Source organism: Rheinheimera muenzenbergensis (assembly GCF_036984005.1).
Classification (GTDB): domain Bacteria; phylum Pseudomonadota; class Gammaproteobacteria; order Enterobacterales; family Alteromonadaceae; genus Alishewanella; species Alishewanella muenzenbergensis.
This window is the reverse complement of the sequence record NZ_JALAAR010000005.1, coordinates 160,076-175,590: the sequence shown is the minus strand read 5'-3', so window position 1 is coordinate 175,590 and position 15,515 is coordinate 160,076. Positions and strand designations below refer to the sequence as shown.

13 protein-coding genes are annotated in these 15,515 nt (G+C 53.7%); 9 read left to right on the top strand and 4 right to left on the bottom strand.

Annotated elements, in window-relative coordinates:
* The first annotated feature begins 77 nt into the window (after positions 1 to 77).
* The 5 genes from MN202_RS08060 (at position 78) to MN202_RS08040 (ending at position 9,639) form a co-directional block, all read left to right on the top strand.
* On the top strand, positions 78 to 1,442 hold the full coding sequence (locus tag MN202_RS08060) for an MFS transporter (RefSeq protein ID WP_335735586.1): 1,365 nt from the start codon (positions 78 to 80) through the stop codon (positions 1,440 to 1,442).
* 20 nt (positions 1,443 to 1,462) lie between these two features.
* On the top strand, positions 1,463 to 2,077 hold the full coding sequence (gene ssb, locus MN202_RS08055) for a single-stranded DNA-binding protein (protein ID WP_335735585.1): 615 nt from the start codon (positions 1,463 to 1,465) through the stop codon (positions 2,075 to 2,077).
* Between the two features lie 211 nt (positions 2,078 to 2,288).
* Complete coding sequence (locus MN202_RS08050; protein WP_335735584.1) at positions 2,289 to 3,494, top strand: efflux RND transporter periplasmic adaptor subunit; 1,206 nt, start codon at positions 2,289 to 2,291, stop codon at positions 3,492 to 3,494.
* Positions 3,494 to 6,559 carry a multidrug efflux RND transporter permease subunit gene (locus MN202_RS08045; RefSeq protein ID WP_335735583.1) on the top strand — a complete coding sequence of 1,022 codons (3,066 nt, stop codon included), beginning with the start codon at positions 3,494 to 3,496 and terminating at the stop codon, positions 6,557 to 6,559. The genes MN202_RS08050 and MN202_RS08045 overlap by 1 nt, the downstream gene beginning before the upstream one ends.
* Complete coding sequence (locus tag MN202_RS08040) at positions 6,556 to 9,639, top strand: efflux RND transporter permease subunit (protein WP_335735582.1); 3,084 nt, start codon at positions 6,556 to 6,558, stop codon at positions 9,637 to 9,639. The genes MN202_RS08045 and MN202_RS08040 overlap by 4 nt, the downstream gene beginning before the upstream one ends.
* A 5-nt stretch (positions 9,640 to 9,644) precedes the next feature.
* Here the strand turns inward: MN202_RS08040 and MN202_RS08035 are convergent, their stop codons facing one another.
* Together MN202_RS08035 and MN202_RS08030 are read right to left on the bottom strand one after the other, a co-directional pair.
* Positions 9,645 to 10,109 carry a MarR family winged helix-turn-helix transcriptional regulator gene (locus tag MN202_RS08035; protein ID WP_335735581.1) on the bottom strand — a complete coding sequence of 155 codons (465 nt, stop codon included), beginning with the start codon at positions 10,107 to 10,109 and terminating at the stop codon, positions 9,645 to 9,647.
* Between the two features lie 106 nt (positions 10,110 to 10,215).
* The gene (locus tag MN202_RS08030; protein ID WP_335735580.1) at positions 10,216 to 10,632 is read right to left on the bottom strand and encodes an organic hydroperoxide resistance protein; all 417 of its coding nucleotides are present in this window, start codon (positions 10,630 to 10,632) and stop codon (positions 10,216 to 10,218) included.
* A 247-nt stretch (positions 10,633 to 10,879) separates the two neighbouring features.
* On the opposite strand from MN202_RS08030, the gene MN202_RS08025 reads away from it, so the two are divergent.
* From MN202_RS08025 to MN202_RS08010, 4 genes are all read left to right on the top strand, one after another.
* Positions 10,880 to 12,175: a Xaa-Pro dipeptidase gene (locus MN202_RS08025; protein WP_335735579.1), complete on the top strand. Its 1,296-nt coding sequence runs from the start codon at positions 10,880 to 10,882 to the stop codon at positions 12,173 to 12,175.
* A 50-nt stretch (positions 12,176 to 12,225) separates the two neighbouring features.
* Positions 12,226 to 13,143, top strand: coding sequence for a matrixin family metalloprotease (locus MN202_RS08020; protein WP_335735578.1), 918 nt, complete (start codon positions 12,226 to 12,228; stop codon positions 13,141 to 13,143).
* Between the two features lie 125 nt (positions 13,144 to 13,268).
* Positions 13,269 to 13,724 (top strand): Tse2 family ADP-ribosyltransferase toxin, encoded by a 456-nt coding sequence (locus MN202_RS08015; protein WP_335735577.1) that lies wholly within the window; start codon positions 13,269 to 13,271, stop codon positions 13,722 to 13,724.
* Positions 13,721 to 13,939 carry a hypothetical protein gene (locus MN202_RS08010; RefSeq protein WP_335735576.1) on the top strand — a complete coding sequence of 73 codons (219 nt, stop codon included), beginning with the start codon at positions 13,721 to 13,723 and terminating at the stop codon, positions 13,937 to 13,939. Before MN202_RS08015 ends, MN202_RS08010 begins: the two co-directional genes overlap by 4 nt.
* 240 nt (positions 13,940 to 14,179) lie before the next feature.
* Here the strand turns inward: MN202_RS08010 and MN202_RS08005 are convergent, their stop codons facing one another.
* Positions 14,180 to 14,533, bottom strand: a complete 354-nt coding sequence (locus MN202_RS08005; RefSeq protein ID WP_335735575.1) for a hypothetical protein — start codon at positions 14,531 to 14,533, stop codon at positions 14,180 to 14,182.
* 19 nt (positions 14,534 to 14,552) lie between these two features.
* The gene (locus MN202_RS08000) at positions 14,553 to 15,491 is read right to left on the bottom strand and encodes an SPFH domain-containing protein (protein WP_335735574.1); all 939 of its coding nucleotides are present in this window, start codon (positions 15,489 to 15,491) and stop codon (positions 14,553 to 14,555) included.
* Positions 15,492 to 15,515 lie beyond the last annotated feature (24 nt).

Genomic DNA, 15,515 nt, shown 5'->3' with positions numbered 1-15,515 from the left:
TTGAGGTTAAATCCGCTTAAAGCGTGCCGGTTCTGTGCTACACTGGCGCGCTTATTTCGGTGGTAAATTCTTATTTAATGCATCAACTGAATTCTTTAGAAAAACGCGCTGCGTTGGTTCTGGCTCTGGTGTTTTCCAGCCGGATGTTAGGCTTGTTTATGCTGCTGCCGGTGTTTGCCCTGTATGGCACTGAGCTTAATGGCTTTTCACCGCTGTGGATTGGTCTGGCCATTGGCGCCTATGGCCTGACCCAGGCTATTTTACAAATTCCGCTGGGCTGGTTATCCGACCGTATTGGCCGCCGCCCGGTGATGTTGGCAGGCCTGGCCTTGTTTGCGCTGGGTTCAGTGGTGGCCGCGCTGGCCGACTCGGTTTATCTGGTTACCCTGGGCCGGGTTTTGCAGGGTGCCGGCGCCATTGCCGGGGCTATTCTGGCGTTTGCCGCTGACGTAACCCGCGAAGAGCAGCGGCCAAAAGTCATGGCCATTATTGGCGCCAGTATCGGTTTAAGTTTTGCCGCCGCTATGGTGCTGGGGCCTTTACTGGCGAAGTGGGCCGGCTTAAGCGGGGTGTTTTGGTTTACCGCCGTACTGGCCTGTTGTGCCATGTTAGTGGTGGCATTTTTGCTGCCACAAAGCGTACATAAGGCGCCGATGGCTGAAACCCTGGCACTGCCGCAAAGCCTGGGCGCTATGCTAAAACACCGCCAACTGCTGCAGTTAGATGCAGGCGTGTTGCTGCTGCATTTAATGCTGACGGCGATCTTTGTGGTGTTACCGTCGCTGCTGCAACAGTACGCTTTAGCGTCAACTCAGCACTGGCAGTTTTACCTGCCGTTGTTATTGGGCTCTTTTGTGCTGATGATCCCAATGATGATTATCGCTATGCGTAAAGCGCAGGAGAAAGGCTTTTTTCTGCTGGCCATAGCGCTGTTAGTCAGCGCTATGCTGGTTATCTGTGTCGTGCCGGGTTTTTGGCCGCTGACGGTTGCTTTACTGCTGTTTTTTACCGGTTTTAATTTTCTGGAAGCCAGCCTGCCGGCATTGGTGTCGCGCATCGCGCCGGCAGGTCAGCGTGGCAGTGCTATGGGTATCTATTCCAGTAGCCAGTTTTTTGGTGCCTTTTTAGGCGGGGTGCTGGGCGGCGCTGTGCTGCAACAATTTGGCTACCAAGCTTTGTTTGCTGTGCTGGCGGTTATTGGTTTAATATGGCTGGCAGTTGCCAGCACCCTTATTATTCCTCTGCGTGTGCAGCGCTTATCACTGGCAGTGTCGCTGCAAAGCACGCAGCAGGCAGAGCAATTAGCCGCAGATCTTACGGTATTAGCCGGGGTGCAGGAAGTTACACTGGTTTTGGCAGAGCAGCGCTGTTATCTGAAAGTCAGTTCAGCACAATTTGATACAGCGCAGGCGCAAGCGGTTATTGCCGCAGCCGGGGCTTAACATTTTTTAGGAGAACTCGCATGGCGCGTGGCATTAATAAAGTCATCTTAATTGGTAACCTGGGCACCGACCCGGAAGTGCGCTATATGCCGCAAGGCGGCGCAGTGGCAAATTTAACGGTAGCTACCTCTGAAAGCTGGACCGATAAAGCCACTAACGAGAAAAAAGAACAAACCGAATGGCACCGCGTGGTGATTTACCAGCGTTTAGCCGAAATTGCCGGTGAATACCTGCGTAAAGGCAGCAAGGTGTATATCGAAGGTAAGCTGAAAACCCGCAAATGGCAGGATAAAGACGGTGTAGAGCGTTACACCACCGAAATTATCGCCAACGAACTGCAAATGTTAGATGGCCGCGGTGACGGTCAGCAACAAGGCGGTGGCATGGGTGGCGGCCAGCAAGGCGGCTATCAGAAACCAGCCCAGCAACAGGGCGGTTATCAGCAAGCGGCACCACAGCAGGCTTATCAGGCGCCGGCACAGGGTGGCTATCAGCAGGCTGCACCACAACAGCAAGCTGGTGGCTATCAACAACGTCCGGCCCAGCCACAAGGCGGCTATCAGCAGCCAGCCCAGCCGCAACAGCGCGCACCAATGGAACCGCCAATCGACTTTGATGACGATATTCCGTTCTAATCTGACTGCAGATTATAAAAGCCTCCTGTCGGAGGCTTTTTACTTTGTCTGCCAGCCTGTTGCTTACCCTATAAACTAACGCCACTTAACGCTATCAATACGCCATTGGCCGAAAGCCGCCTAATCTTTACCTAATCTTGACGTTTGCTGTGTTGAGCCGATACAGACACGCCACTATAGTGAGCGCAATCTGATAAAACTGGATTTTCGCATGACACGGCAACATCTTTACTGGCTGGGCGCAGCTGTTATCGCCGCTGCAACCGCAGCTTACTGGTTTTGGCCATCAGAACAACCGGCACAGGCAACTGCCGGCCAGCGACCGATGAGCCCCTGGGCTATGCCGGTGCCGGTACGGGTAATCAGCGCTGAGCCGGGCGATTTGCGCGCCCAGATAAAAACCATCGGCACCGTTACCCCGCTAAATACCGTGCTGGTGCAAAGCCGGGTGTCGGGTACGCTGCAACAGTTATTATTTAAGGAAGGCGATAAAGTAGAAGCCGGCCAGCTGTTGGCGCAGATAGACCCGGCCGATTACCAAATTCAGCTGGCGCAGGCAGAAGGCCAGCTGGAGCAAAACCTGGCACAGCTGAAAAATGCCGAATCGGATCTGGCGCTGTACGCCAAACTGCGTGAGCAAAGCTCTATTTCTGCGCAGCAATACAATGCGCAACAAGCGTTGGTTGGCCAGCTAAAAGGCACCATTAAAAGCAATCAGGCTCAAATTGATGCCGCTAAGCTGCAGTTATCCTACACCCGTATCACGGCGCCAATCAGTGGCCGTTTAGGTTTGCGTAATGTCGACAGCGGCAATTTAATTCAGGCCAACGGCGCCGAAGGCATAGTGACTATTACCCAGAGCTCGCCAATCAATGTGCTGTTTTCGGTACCTGAGAGCCAGCTGCAACCGGTGTTGGACGCGGTGCGCCGCGGCGACAGCTTAAGTGTCGAAGCCTGGGATCGTAGCGATCAGCAGCTGTTAGCGACCGGCCGCCTGACCACGCTGGATAACCAGATTGATACCGCCACCGGCACATTGCGGTTAAAAGCCGAATTTGCCAATGAGCAGGAGCAGTTGTTTCCCAACCAGTTTGTTAACGTGCGGCTAAATGTGGCGGTTTACCAGAATATGATTACCATAGCACAGGATGCGGTGCAGTATGGCTCGGCCGGCAGCTATGTGTATCTGATAGAAAACAACAAGGCGCAGATCCGTCAGCTGACACTGGGTGCCTCTGATAATGGCCGCATTGCGGTGCTGTCCGGCCTCAGTGGCGGCGAGCAGGTGGTGCTGGAAGGCTTAGACAGATTACGCCCCGGCCGTGCAGTTGAAGTAATTGGCGAACAGGCAGCACAGCCTGCAGCCGCACAGCCTGGGCAGGACAAACCAAGACGCCGTCCAAAGAGGCCTGAATAATGAGCTTGTCGCGCCCGTTTATCCTGCGACCGGTTGCTACCTCGCTGCTGATGCTGGCGATTCTGATCGCCGGCGTGCTGAGCTGGCGGCAATTACCGGTAGCCGCCCTGCCACAGGTAGACTACCCGATAATTCAGGTATTCAGCTTTAACCCCGGCGCCAGCCCGGACATTATGACCCGTACCATTACCGCGCCGCTGGAGCGCAGGTTGGGGCAAATTCCCGGCTTAAAGCAGATGTCGTCTGCCAGCTCAGCCGGTGCCTCGGTGATCACGCTGCAGTTTGCGCTGGAAGTGGATATGGGCGTGGCCGAGCAGGAAGTGCAGGCCGCTATTAATACCGCCTCATCCTTGTTACCGAACGATTTGCCGACACCGCCGGTGTACCGCAAAGTTAACCCGGCCGATGCCCCTATACTAACGCTGGCTGTCACCTCGGCTACCTTACCACTGCCGAAAGTTTATGATCTGGTCGATACCCGCATGGCGCAGAAGCTAGCGCAGCTGCCCGGTGTCGGCATGGTCAGCATTGCCGGCGGCCAGCGCCCGGCGATACGGGTAAAAGCCAATCCGGCTGCCCTGGCCGGCCTTAACCTGAGCCTGGAAAACCTGCGCAGCGCTATCGCCGCTGCCAATACTAACCAGCCAAAAGGCAGCTTTGATGGCCCGTTTCGCTCAACCATGCTTGATGCCAATGATCAGATCCGCAATGTCAGTGAATACCAGCAGTTAATTATTGCCTGGCGCGACAATGCACCGGTGCGGCTACGCGACGTTGCCAGCGTGGAACAGGGCGCGGAAGACCGTTTTCTGGCGGCCTGGGCGAACGAGCAGCCGGCTATTTTGCTGAATATTCAGCGCCAGCCCGGCGCTAACGTCATTGAAGTGGCTGATCAGGTGCAGGCCTTGTTGCCACAGCTTACGGCTACTCTGCCGGCCGCGGTCGATGTCGCAGTGCTGACCGATCGTACCCACAGTATCCGCGCTTCGGTGCGCGACGTGCAAAAAGAACTGGTGTTCGCCATTGTTCTGGTGATCCTGGTGACCTTTGTATTTTTACGCACTATACCGGCCACCATTATCCCGAGTTTAGCGGTGCCGTTGTCGCTGGTAGGGGCCTTTGCTGCCATGCTGTGGCTGGGCTTTTCTGTAAATAACCTGACGCTGATGGCGCTGACCATTGCCACCGGCTTTGTTGTTGATGATGCCATCGTAATGCTGGAAAACATTGCCCGCCATCGCGAACAGGGCGCATCACCGCTTGAGGCGGCACTTAAGGGCGCGCAGGAAATTGGTTTTACGCTGATCTCGCTAACCTTTTCGCTGATCGCCGTGTTAATTCCACTGCTGTTTATGGCCGATGTCGTCGGCCGCCTGTTCTATGAGTTCGCCGTCACGCTGGCAGTGGCGATACTGATCTCATTGATAGTGTCACTGACGTTAACACCTATGCTATGCGCACGCTTACTGACGGCGATGCCGTCACATGAACAGCAGCAGGGAGTGATGGCGCGCATTGTCGCCCGCTATGGTGAAATGCTGCAGTGGGTGCTGTGCCATCAGCGCCTGGCAATGGCGGCAATGCTGGGCACGGTTGCTCTGACGGCCGGGCTTTATCTGGCGGTGCCAAAAGGCTTTTTCCCAGTGCAGGACAGCGGTGTTATTCAGGTAATTACCGAAGCGCCGCAGGACATTTCATTTAGCGCTATGGCGCAGCGGCAGCAGGCGCTGGCCGACGTACTGGCGCAGCATCCGCAGGTACAGAGCCTTTCGTCCTTTATTGGCGTCGATGGCAGCAATAGCAGCATTAACAGTGGCCGTATATTGCTGAACCTGAAAGCTCACAGCGAAAGATCACAAACGGCTACCGAAGTGATTTACCAGCTGGAGCAACAGGCGCAGCAGGTGGTGGGCATTAAGGGCTGGTTCCAGAGCGTGCAGGAGCTGAGCATAGAAGACAGAATCAGCCGTACCCAGTACCAGTTTACGCTGAGCACACCCGATCAGGAGGTGCTTAGCCAGTGGTTGCCAGAGCTGGTAGACGCGCTGCAACAACGGCCAGAATTATCGGAAGTGGCGCATGATCTGCAATGGCAGGGCCTACAGGCCTATATTGATATCGACCGCAATGCCGCTGCCCGGCTTGGCCTGTCGGTATCGCAAATCAGCTCGGTACTGCAAAGCGCTTACAGCCAGCGCCAGGTGTCGACCTTATTTACTCAGGCCAACCAGTACCGGGTGGTACTGGAAGCCGATCCGGCGCAAATTGACTGCCTGGACGCGCTGCAAAACCTGTATCTGACCAGCAGCAGCGGCGCCAGTGTGCCGCTGGCCAGCGTGGCGACCGTATCGCAGCGCCCGGCGCGGCTGTTGATTAACCAGCAGGGACAATTTCCGGCTGTGACCTTATCCTTTAACCTGTCGCCCGGTTATTCGCTGGGTGAGGCGGTCGCGGCGATTGAACAGGTGCAGCAACAACTGCAGTTGCCACCTGAGCTGGAGCTGAGTTTTCAGGGCGCTGCCGAGGCGTTTCGCTCCTCGCTTAGCAACACGCTGTGGCTGGTGCTGGCAGCGGTCGTCACCATGTACATCGTGCTGGGCGTGCTGTACGAAAGCCTGATCCACCCTATCACCATTTTGTCTACGCTGCCTTCAGCCACAGTCGGCGCTTTGGCCGCGTTGCTGCTGACCGGCCAGCCGCTGGATCTGATTGCCGTGATCGGCATAGTGCTGCTGATTGGTCTGGTAAAGAAGAACGGCATTATGATGGTCGACTTTGCGTTGGATGCGCAGCGTAATCAGGGCTTAAGTCCGCGCGATGCCATTTATCAGGCGGCGCTGATGCGCTTTCGGCCAATACTAATGACCACCCTGGCTGCGCTGTTTGGTGCTATTCCGCTGATGCTGGCCAGTGGCTCCGGTGCCGAGCTGCGCCAGCCACTGGGGCTGGTAATGGTAGGTGGTTTGCTGGTCAGCCAGGTGCTGACGCTGTTTACCACACCTGTGGTGTATTTATGGTTTGATGCTCTGGTGCGCCGGCCTGCGGCAGAGGCAGAACCGGCATGAACCTGGCGCAACCCTTTATTCAGCGCCCGGTAGCCAGTGGCCTGATAGCCACTGCCATTATGTTGCTGGGCTTACTCAGCTGGCGCTTATTGCCGGTGTCACCGCTGCCGGCTATCGACTTTCCGATGATTGTGGTTAGCGCCAGCCTGCCCGGCGCCAGCCCGGAGAGCATGGCGGCTACCGTTGCTACGCCGCTGGAGCGGGCACTGGGCAGTATTTCCGGCATCCGTCGTATCAGCTCGTCCAGCAATCAGGGTTCAACCCAGGTGCGGCTGGAATTTGAGCTGGAACGCAATGTCGATGACGCCGCGCGCGAAGTGCAGGCCGCGATAAACGCCGCCCGCGGTCAGCTACCTGCCGGTATGCCGGGCAACCCGGTGTACCGCAAGTTTAACCCGTCGCAGGCACCGATCATGGCGCTGGCGCTCAGTTCAGGCCATTTAGCCGGCAGCGTGTTATACGACAACGCCTCTACCGTACTGGCACAAAAACTGTCGCGTATTAACGGCGTGGGCGAAGTGGAAGTATCGGGCTCGTCTTTACCGGCAGTGCGGGTGCAGCTGAACCCCGGCATGCTGGCGCAGTATGGCGTGGCGCTGGATGAAGTGCGCAGCGCTATCAGCAGTATTAATGCTTCCGTTGCGCTGGGTGTGCTGGAAACCGGACAGTACCGCTGGCAGCTGGCCACCAGTGAAACGCTGCGCCAGGCCAGTGATTATCAGGATTTAATTATTAAATATGTCGATGGCGCCGCGATCAGGCTGTCAGACATAGCGCTGGTTACCGATTCAACCGAAAACCGCTACAGCGCTGGTTTTCATAACGATAAAGAGGCGGTAATTCTGCTGGTTAGCCGGCGCAGCGGGGCCAATATCGTCGCCACTATCGATGCCATCTACCAACAAATGCCGCTGCTGCAGGCGTTAGCACCGGCCGGGGCTGAGCTGGCGGTAGTGATGGACCGCAGCCCGGTAATTCGCGCCACCCTGCACGAAGCGCAAATCAGCCTCGCCATTGCAGTCGCTCTGGTGATCCTGGTGGTGTGGGCCTTTTTGGGTAACCTGAAAACGGCGCTTATTCCTACCGCTGCCATTCCGGTATCGCTGATTGGTGCCTTTACTGCCATGTATCTGTTTGGTTTTTCACTGAATAACCTGTCGGTGATGGCGCTGATTGTCGCCACCGGTCTGGTCGTCGATGACGCCATCGTCGTGGTGGAGAATATCCGCCGCCATATCGAACGCGGTTTAAGTCCGCTGCAGGCTGCAAAGCAGGGCGTGGCCGAAGTCGGCTTTACGCTGGTGGCAATGAACCTGGCGCTGATTGTGATTTTCCTGTCGATCCTGTTTATGGGCGGCATGGTAGAACGCTTGTTCCGCGAGTTCTCTGTCACACTGGTGGCGGCGATGGTGATTTCTCTGCTGGTGTCGCTAACGCTGACGCCCAGCCTGTCTGCACTGCTGCTGGGTAAAAACCAGGCCGCCACCGGCAGCAAAGCGAAATTTACCGCGGTACAACAGGCCTACCGGCGCAGTATTGCCTTTAGTCTGACGCATTACCGCTGGTTGTTGCTGCTGATGCTACTGCTGTTTGCCGCCAGCGCCTGGCTGTATCACAAAGTGCCGTCCGGTTTACTGCCCGAGCAGGATACCGGCCAGTTAAATGGCTTCGTCCGCGGCGATGACGGCGCCTCGTTTCAGATGATGCAGCCAAAGATAGAGGCGTTTCGCCAGTATGTGTTGCAAGATCCGGCAGTGGCCGACCTGACCGGCTCCGCCGGCGGCAATGGTGGTGTCAGTAACTCCTGGATGCGGGTGCGGTTAAAACCGCTGGCCGAGCGCCAGGTATCGGCCCGCACTGTGGTAGACCGGCTGCGCGCCAATGCGCCCAAAGTGCCGGGCGGCATACTGTTTATGAATGTCGATCAGGATATCCGCCTGTCATCGCCGTTTAGCCGCAGCGATTATGAAGTACAGCTGTTATCTGACGATTTAACCCTGCTGCGGCAGTGGGGTAAAAAAGTCGGTGAAAAGCTGCAGGAGCTGTCAGAGCTGGTGGATGTTAATACCCCCGGCGGTGAAGATGCGCAGCAGGTCGTGCTACAGATTGATCGCACCGCCGCTCAGCGCCTTGGCGTTGATATGCGCACTGTGGCGTCGATGCTGAATAATGCTTTTTCGCAGCGACAGGTGGCGACGCTGTACGATCAACAAAACCAGTACCGTATCGTAATGGAACTGCTGCCGGGCTACACCGCCCAGCCGGAAGTGCTGCAGCAGCTGCAAATTATTACCAGTGACGGCCGCCGGGTGCCACTATCCGCGATAGCGTCTTATCGCTATGGCCTGGTCAATGACAGGGTGCAGCACGACGGCCAGTTTGCTGCGGTAAATATTGGCTATGGCCTGGCCGAAAACGTTACCGTTGAGCAAGCCAGTGCGGCTATTGATCAGGCGCTGGCAGAATTAATGCTGCCGGGTGCTATTCATGCCATCAGCGGTGAAAACCAGCGCAACGCCATGTTTAGCAGCGCCGACCAGACCTGGTTGATTGTTGGTGTAATCATTGCCGTTTATCTGTTGCTGGGCGTACTGTATGAAAGCCTGCTGCAACCGCTAACGATAATGTCGGCGCTACCCTGCGCCGGTTTGGGCGCGCTGCTGGCGCTGCATGTAACCGGCGGCGAATTTAATTTAATTGCGCTGCTGGGGCTGTTTTTACTGCTGGGCATAGTAATGAAAAACGCCATCTTGCTGGTTGATTTTGCGCTGGCCGCAGAGCGCGAGCAGGGCTTATCGCCGGCACAGGCCGTGGCACTGGCCGCAGAGCAGCGCTTAAGACCAATTTTAATGACCAACTTTGCGGCTGTACTGGGTGCAGTTCCGTTATTGCTTGGTGTTGGTGAAGGTTCTGAGCTGCGCCAGCCGCTGGGGGTAACCATTGTTGGTGGTTTGCTGGTCAGCCAGTTGCTGACGTTATACACCACACCTGCGGTTTACTTACTGATCAGTAAATTAAAACCGGCAAAAAGCCGTTCAGCTGCTGTAACAGCGGTTGATCACAAGGTTCAGGGCCACTGAGCGTGTTACAACTGCATCAGCTGGGCACGCAGTTGCACCAGCTGATCGCGCAGTTGCTGCATTTGCTCTAACCCCATGCCGCAATTAAGCGCGACGGTTTCGTTAACCTTCAGCGCACGTTGTTTTAGCTCGCGGCCTTTGTCAGTTAAGCGGATTTCCAGCGTGCGCTCACTGTGTGCGCTGCGGGCGCGCAGTAACAAGCCCATTTCCTGCATACGTTTTAATACCGGTGTTAGCGCACCTGATTCGGTGAACAACTTTTGTGCGATGTCTTTTAGTGCGATGCCGTCTTTTTCCCACAAAATCAGCATCACCAGATATTGCGGGTAGGTCAGATCCAGCGCATCCAGCAATGGCTTGTACGATTTAGTCATAGCTAATGAGGCTGAATACAGCGCAAAGCACAGCTGATTATCCAGCTGCAGGCGCTGCTCGCCAGGGATGCAACTCAGTTCGGATGCAACAGTCATAACGACCTCAGAATAATGTGGTAACAGCATGACGCGGCATGCTTAACGATAGCTATGCCGATCATGCCATGTTCACTGCCACAGATCACGGACTAAAACGCCGCTGTTACACCAGTGTCAGCCGCACCTGTAAGCCATTACGGGTAGCGTTTGAATAAGGGCACACCTGATGCGCTTTATCTGCCAGTTGCTGCGCTACCGCTTTATCGGTACCCGGCAGGTTGATAAACAGCTCAACATCCAGCGCAAAGCCCCCTTCAATCTGACCAATACCTACTTCAGCCCGTACATTGGCATCAGCCGCTACGGCGACTTTGGCCTGGGCAGCAACAAATTTCAGTGCGCTTAAAAAACAGGCCGAATAACCGGCAGCAAATAACTGCTCAGGGTTGGTACCGGCAGCGCCATTGCCACCCAGCTCTTTTGGCATAGTCAGTTTCACATCCAGGTTATTGTCGCTGGATACAGCACGGCCATCACGGCCAGAAGTGCTGGTTACATTCGCGGTGTATAATATTTTCATGTTGTGTCTCCGTTATTTCAGTCAGTGTTGTTTAGTATCAGCCAACTTTACAATCGCAATATTAGTTATCGCGATAACATAATGCGGCAAAATAAACCCGGCAAACCGGGCGTTACGCCTGCTACAGCTATAGCTGGCAGGTGAGTGGCAATAATGTTATTGCAATAACTATTATCTCGCAAGTTTAGTTTGTTATAAGACTATAACCTTGTAGAATAACACCACTACTGCTACCGGGAATAACAAGATGAAATTCAAATGCCTGCTCAGCCTGAGCGCTTTGCTACTGTCAACTGCATTGCTGGCGCAGCCAGATAAGCTGATTATCACCAGCCAGCTTTTAGATGTGCGCAGCGGTAAACTGCTGGCCGATCAGGCTATCCTGCTGCAGCAAGACAGAGTGCACAGCATAGTACCGGTGGCAAAACTTAGCACTGCCGAGCAAACTTTGCCCCGCACTGATCTCAGCGGTTACACCGTTATGCCAGGCTTAATTGATATGCACGTGCATTTAACCAGTAATCCGGCCGAGCACGGCTATCGCCGGCTGCAACAAACTCCGGCTCGGCAGGCACTGTTTGGTGTAACCGCCGCTGCAGCAACACTGAATGCCGGTTTTACCACTGTACGCAACCTCGGCGCCGCTGGTTTTGCTGACGTTGACCTGCGCAATGCCATTAACGACGGCGACATTGCCGGCCCCAGAATGCGTGTATCAGGCCCCAGCTTGTGTATGACAGGCGGCCATTGCGACAACAATCTGTTACCGCACATTTACCAGGCCAGTGCCGCTGGGGTTGCCAATGGTGCCGATGCGATCCGCGCCAAAGTGCGCAGCAATATGAAATACGGCGCTGATGTGATTAAATTTACCGCTACCGGCGGCGTGTTATCGCGCAATACCGATGTGAATGCCAGCCAGTACAGCCTTGACGAAATGCAGGCCTTAGTTACCGAAGCGCATGATCGCGGCGCTATTGTTGCGGCCCATGCCCATGGCCTGCAAGGCATTAAACGTGCATTGCAAGCCGGGGTGGACTCAATAGAACATGCCAGCTTTATTGACGATGACGCCATCAAACTGGCCAAACGCCAGGGCACCTATCTGGTGATGGATGTGTATGTCAGCGACTATATTTTGCAACAAGGTGAGGCTGCCGGTATTTTACCGGAGTCACTGGCTAAAGAGCGCACTGTTGGCCAGCTACAGCGGCAAAACTTTAATAAAGCGGTGAAAGCCGGGGTAAAAATGGCCTATGGTACCGACGCCGGGGTTTATACCCATGGCCTGAATGCGCGTCAATTTAGCTATTTGGTGCAATGGGGCATGACACCGCTTCAGGCAATACAAAGCGCGACTGTTAATGCCGCCAGCTTACTAAACTGGCGCAATACTCAGGGCCAGCTTAATGTTGGTGTGCTGGAGGCCGGTGCCTACGCCGATATCATTGCGGTTACAGGTAACCCCTTGCAGCAAATCGAGCTACTGCAAAACATTGCCATTGTGATAAAAGGTGGCCACATGGTGAAAACACCTGACTAAAACTGACGTAATAGTGGCTTTGCCGCCAGCAGCATAATAGAGAGAACTTAATGATAGCCAGACTGGTATTTCTTGCACTGTTACTGTTGGGCAGCTATCTGCTGCTTTCGGCATGGTCCGGCGCCAAACGGCCGCTACCGCAAGTGCTGCAACAAACGGCCGACAAGGCACTACAGTTACAACTGTGTCAAACGCCGGTGCTGTGGCGCATTGGCCAGTTAGACCCGGCATTTGATTTAACCGCAGAGCAAGCCGAACAGGCAGCACACAATGCGGCAATGCAATGGAACAGGGCCTTTGCGCAAGAGCTGTTTCGTTACGATAGCCTGGACGGCTTCCCGATTAACTTTCGTTACGACCAGCGCCAGCAGCAGATGCTGCAACAGGCCCTGCTCGAACGCAATATCCAACGCTACGACAGCACCATAGACAGGCGCGCAGCAACATTGCAACAGCAAAGCCAGCAACTACAACAGCGCCAGCGTGAGTTTGAGCAACAAAACCAGCAATTTAGCGCCGACGTTGCCGCTTTTGAACAGCAAGCCGCTAACGTTGATCAGCGTAATGCCGCCGCTTTAAAGCAACAGCAACAAGAGCTGCAACAACGCCAACAGCAGTTGCAACAACAGGCGCAGCAATTAAACGAGCAGCAGGAACAATTACAGCGCGAGCAGCGCTACCTGAACGACACCGTGGCCGACCGCAATGCGCTGCTGCCAGCACAGCAACCGCTGGCCGCGGCAGAGGTAGGCTTAATGGAAATAAGCAACGGCGAACGCCGTATGACAATATTCGCTTACAGCAACCCCGCCTCGTTACAACTTACACTGGCACACGAATTTGGCCACGCCTTAGGCCTGGGCCACACCGATGGCAACAGCTCGGTAATGCATTACGCAATAAACCCACAACAAAAAGGCCTGACCGCAGAAGATATTGCCGCCCTGAAGCAACAGTGCGGGTTTTAATCTGGCAAAATTTAAGTAATTAAGCTGCGGGTGAGCTTATTAACATAGCACTCACAAATAAACAATTTGATAACATACTGTATTTATTTTACTATCTCTTTTTTGCAAAATGTGGAGATAGAACAATGGCTGGTATCGAATTACTTGAAGATGTGTTACTAGAAGCAGGCAGCATTGACAGCTTTTTTGGCCGACAAATTCCTGTAGATTTGTGGCGAGCCCGAAAAGTAAAAAGTGATGCTCCGCTGTTTGATTTGGTTGAAACCGAATCAGAGGGAAGACGTGGAGCGCCGCGCAAGCCAGATATTACTATTAAGAATGACTGGGTTTATGTTCGTAATCGCCCTAGAGGCATCAGCACCTTCGACAGGCCGAATATCTTTAAAGGGCAATGGGAGTATTATAAACTTCCTGCCGGGACAGTGTTACCAAAAGGGTTGGTGGTTGTACGTGACTCATATAACCCTTTGTTTGATGCAACCCATCACACCATAGCACCAGAGAGTGACATGCCGCTTTTTCGCTTCAAAATGTTGTTAAATCTGTTGGCACAGCAAATCGAACAAAGGAAAGCTATATGATTCAAATAGATGAAGATTGGATGGCGACCATTTTTTGCGCATTGGAAGATGCTATCAAGTATAACGATGGCTTAAGAAATAGTCAGACTGTGAAAGACATTGAGGATATCGAGGAATGGCTAATGCAGTTGTTCCATTGCAAAGAATACCTGAAAGACCAAATTGAACAGCAGCCAGATTTAAAACAAAAGTTGGCCAAATATTTACAACGGTGATTTTTCCCAAATGACGCCATAAGCCGTCAACGAATTGATATCAATATACCGCTTGCCATCCGGCACCTGCGGTGATTTGTAGTTGAATAAACTTAGTGCGGCATTAGAGCAGCTAAGTAGCGGTTATAAACTTGCCTTTATGGTAGCCAGCACAGATGTGTTAGCCTCCGACTATCCTTAATAAGTTTCAGACAACAAAGCCAGCATAACGCTGGCTTTGTTTATCGTAATGGCAACTCATTACACCAGCAATTGCTGGCGCAGGTAGTCGTACAGGCGGCGCTCTTTCTGTGCTTCCTCACCGTCGCTTTGCATAATCTGCCGGGCGGTATCCAGTGCTTTTTTCTTATCAAACATCAGGGCGTCTTTTAAGCCAGCCAGATAAGCCTCTACTTTGTCGGCACGAATGGCGTCACGTACTTCGGCGACGGCCTGGCTTTGCACTGCAGTAATGCTGTTTACGCCTTCCCAGGCCAGGTCATCAGCAATCAGATCGACCAGCTCTTGCTCGTTAAGCCGTATTTTGCCGTCAATGCGGTACATCATAATAGCCAGCTTTAGCAGTGCTTCATTAAATAGTTGTTGTGTTGCCATACCTTACTCCTTTACTGCCTTATTTGGCTTTGGGCTGTGCCACTTTTAATATTTCGGTTAAACCGGCTACAGCGCCACCGATATTGGCCAGTTCGGCTGGTACTATCATGGTGTTGTTGGCTTTGGCCAGATTGCCGAATTCTTTGACGTATTGCTCGGCTACGCGCAGGCTTACCGCTTCTGAGCCACCGGGCTGGTTAATCGCATCGGCAATTTGGCGGATACCTTCAGCGGTTGCGATGGCAATCAGCTCAATTTCACGGGCGCGGCCTTCGGCCTCGTTAATTTGCCGCATCTTATCACCTTCAGACAGGTTAATTACTTCCTGCTTCTGGCCTTCTGATACGTTAATCATCGCCTGACGCTCACCTTCCGATTTAGCAATAGCGGCACGGCGCTCGCGCTCAGCGCGCATTTGCTGCTCTAACGCATCTTTAATACTGATCGGCAGCTCTATATCGGCTATTTCATAGCGCAGTACTTTTACGCCCCAGGGCGCGGCGGCTTCGTCCAGTGCCTTGACCACCTCTTCGTTAATTTTGGCGCGCTCTTCAAAGGTTTTGTCTAAGTCGGTTTGGCCAATAACTGAACGCATGGTGGTTTGTGCCAGCTGGGCTGACGCATAACGATAATCATTAATACCGTAACTGGCTTTATGTGGGTCGATAACCTGCAGATATAAAATGCCATCAATACCAACTTGAATATTGTCGCGGGTAACGCAGGTTTGCCGCTGCACATCGATCACTTCTTCTTTTAAGCTGTGCACATAGGCCACTTTATCAATAAATGGGATCAGAATATGAAAGCCAGAGTCGAGCGTACGTGAATATTTACCTAAGCGTTCAATAACAAAGTTACTTTTTTGCGGCACGACCCGCGCCGTTTTAACAATGGTAATAACAACGGCCAGCGCAAAACCGGCCATTAAAATAGTGTTTATATCTAAAGTTGCCATCACTTTTACTCCTTAAAACAGATG

Bases quoted from the DNA above. Each gene is read 5' to 3' on its own strand.
- MN202_RS08005 (WP_335735575.1), bottom strand. From the start codon at position 14,533: ATGGCAACACAACAACTATTTAATGAAGCACTGCTAAAGCTGGCTATT.
- MN202_RS08060 (WP_335735586.1), top strand. From the start codon at position 78: ATGCATCAACTGAATTCTTTAGAAAAACGCGCTGCGTTGGTTCTGGCT.
- MN202_RS08035 (WP_335735581.1), bottom strand. From the start codon at position 10,109: ATGACTGTTGCATCCGAACTGAGTTGCATCCCTGGCGAGCAGCGCCTG.
- MN202_RS08000 (WP_335735574.1), bottom strand. From the start codon at position 15,491: ATGGCAACTTTAGATATAAACACTATTTTAATGGCCGGTTTTGCGCTG.
- MN202_RS08015 (WP_335735577.1), top strand. From the start codon at position 13,269: ATGGCTGGTATCGAATTACTTGAAGATGTGTTACTAGAAGCAGGCAGC.
- ssb (WP_335735585.1), top strand. From the start codon at position 1,463: ATGGCGCGTGGCATTAATAAAGTCATCTTAATTGGTAACCTGGGCACC.
- MN202_RS08020 (WP_335735578.1), top strand. From the start codon at position 12,226: ATGATAGCCAGACTGGTATTTCTTGCACTGTTACTGTTGGGCAGCTAT.
- MN202_RS08025 (WP_335735579.1), top strand. From the start codon at position 10,880: ATGAAATTCAAATGCCTGCTCAGCCTGAGCGCTTTGCTACTGTCAACT.
- MN202_RS08045 (WP_335735583.1), top strand. From the start codon at position 3,494: ATGAGCTTGTCGCGCCCGTTTATCCTGCGACCGGTTGCTACCTCGCTG.
- MN202_RS08050 (WP_335735584.1), top strand. From the start codon at position 2,289: ATGACACGGCAACATCTTTACTGGCTGGGCGCAGCTGTTATCGCCGCT.
- MN202_RS08010 (WP_335735576.1), top strand. From the start codon at position 13,721: ATGATTCAAATAGATGAAGATTGGATGGCGACCATTTTTTGCGCATTG.
- MN202_RS08040 (WP_335735582.1), top strand. From the start codon at position 6,556: ATGAACCTGGCGCAACCCTTTATTCAGCGCCCGGTAGCCAGTGGCCTG.
- MN202_RS08030 (WP_335735580.1), bottom strand. From the start codon at position 10,632: ATGAAAATATTATACACCGCGAATGTAACCAGCACTTCTGGCCGTGAT.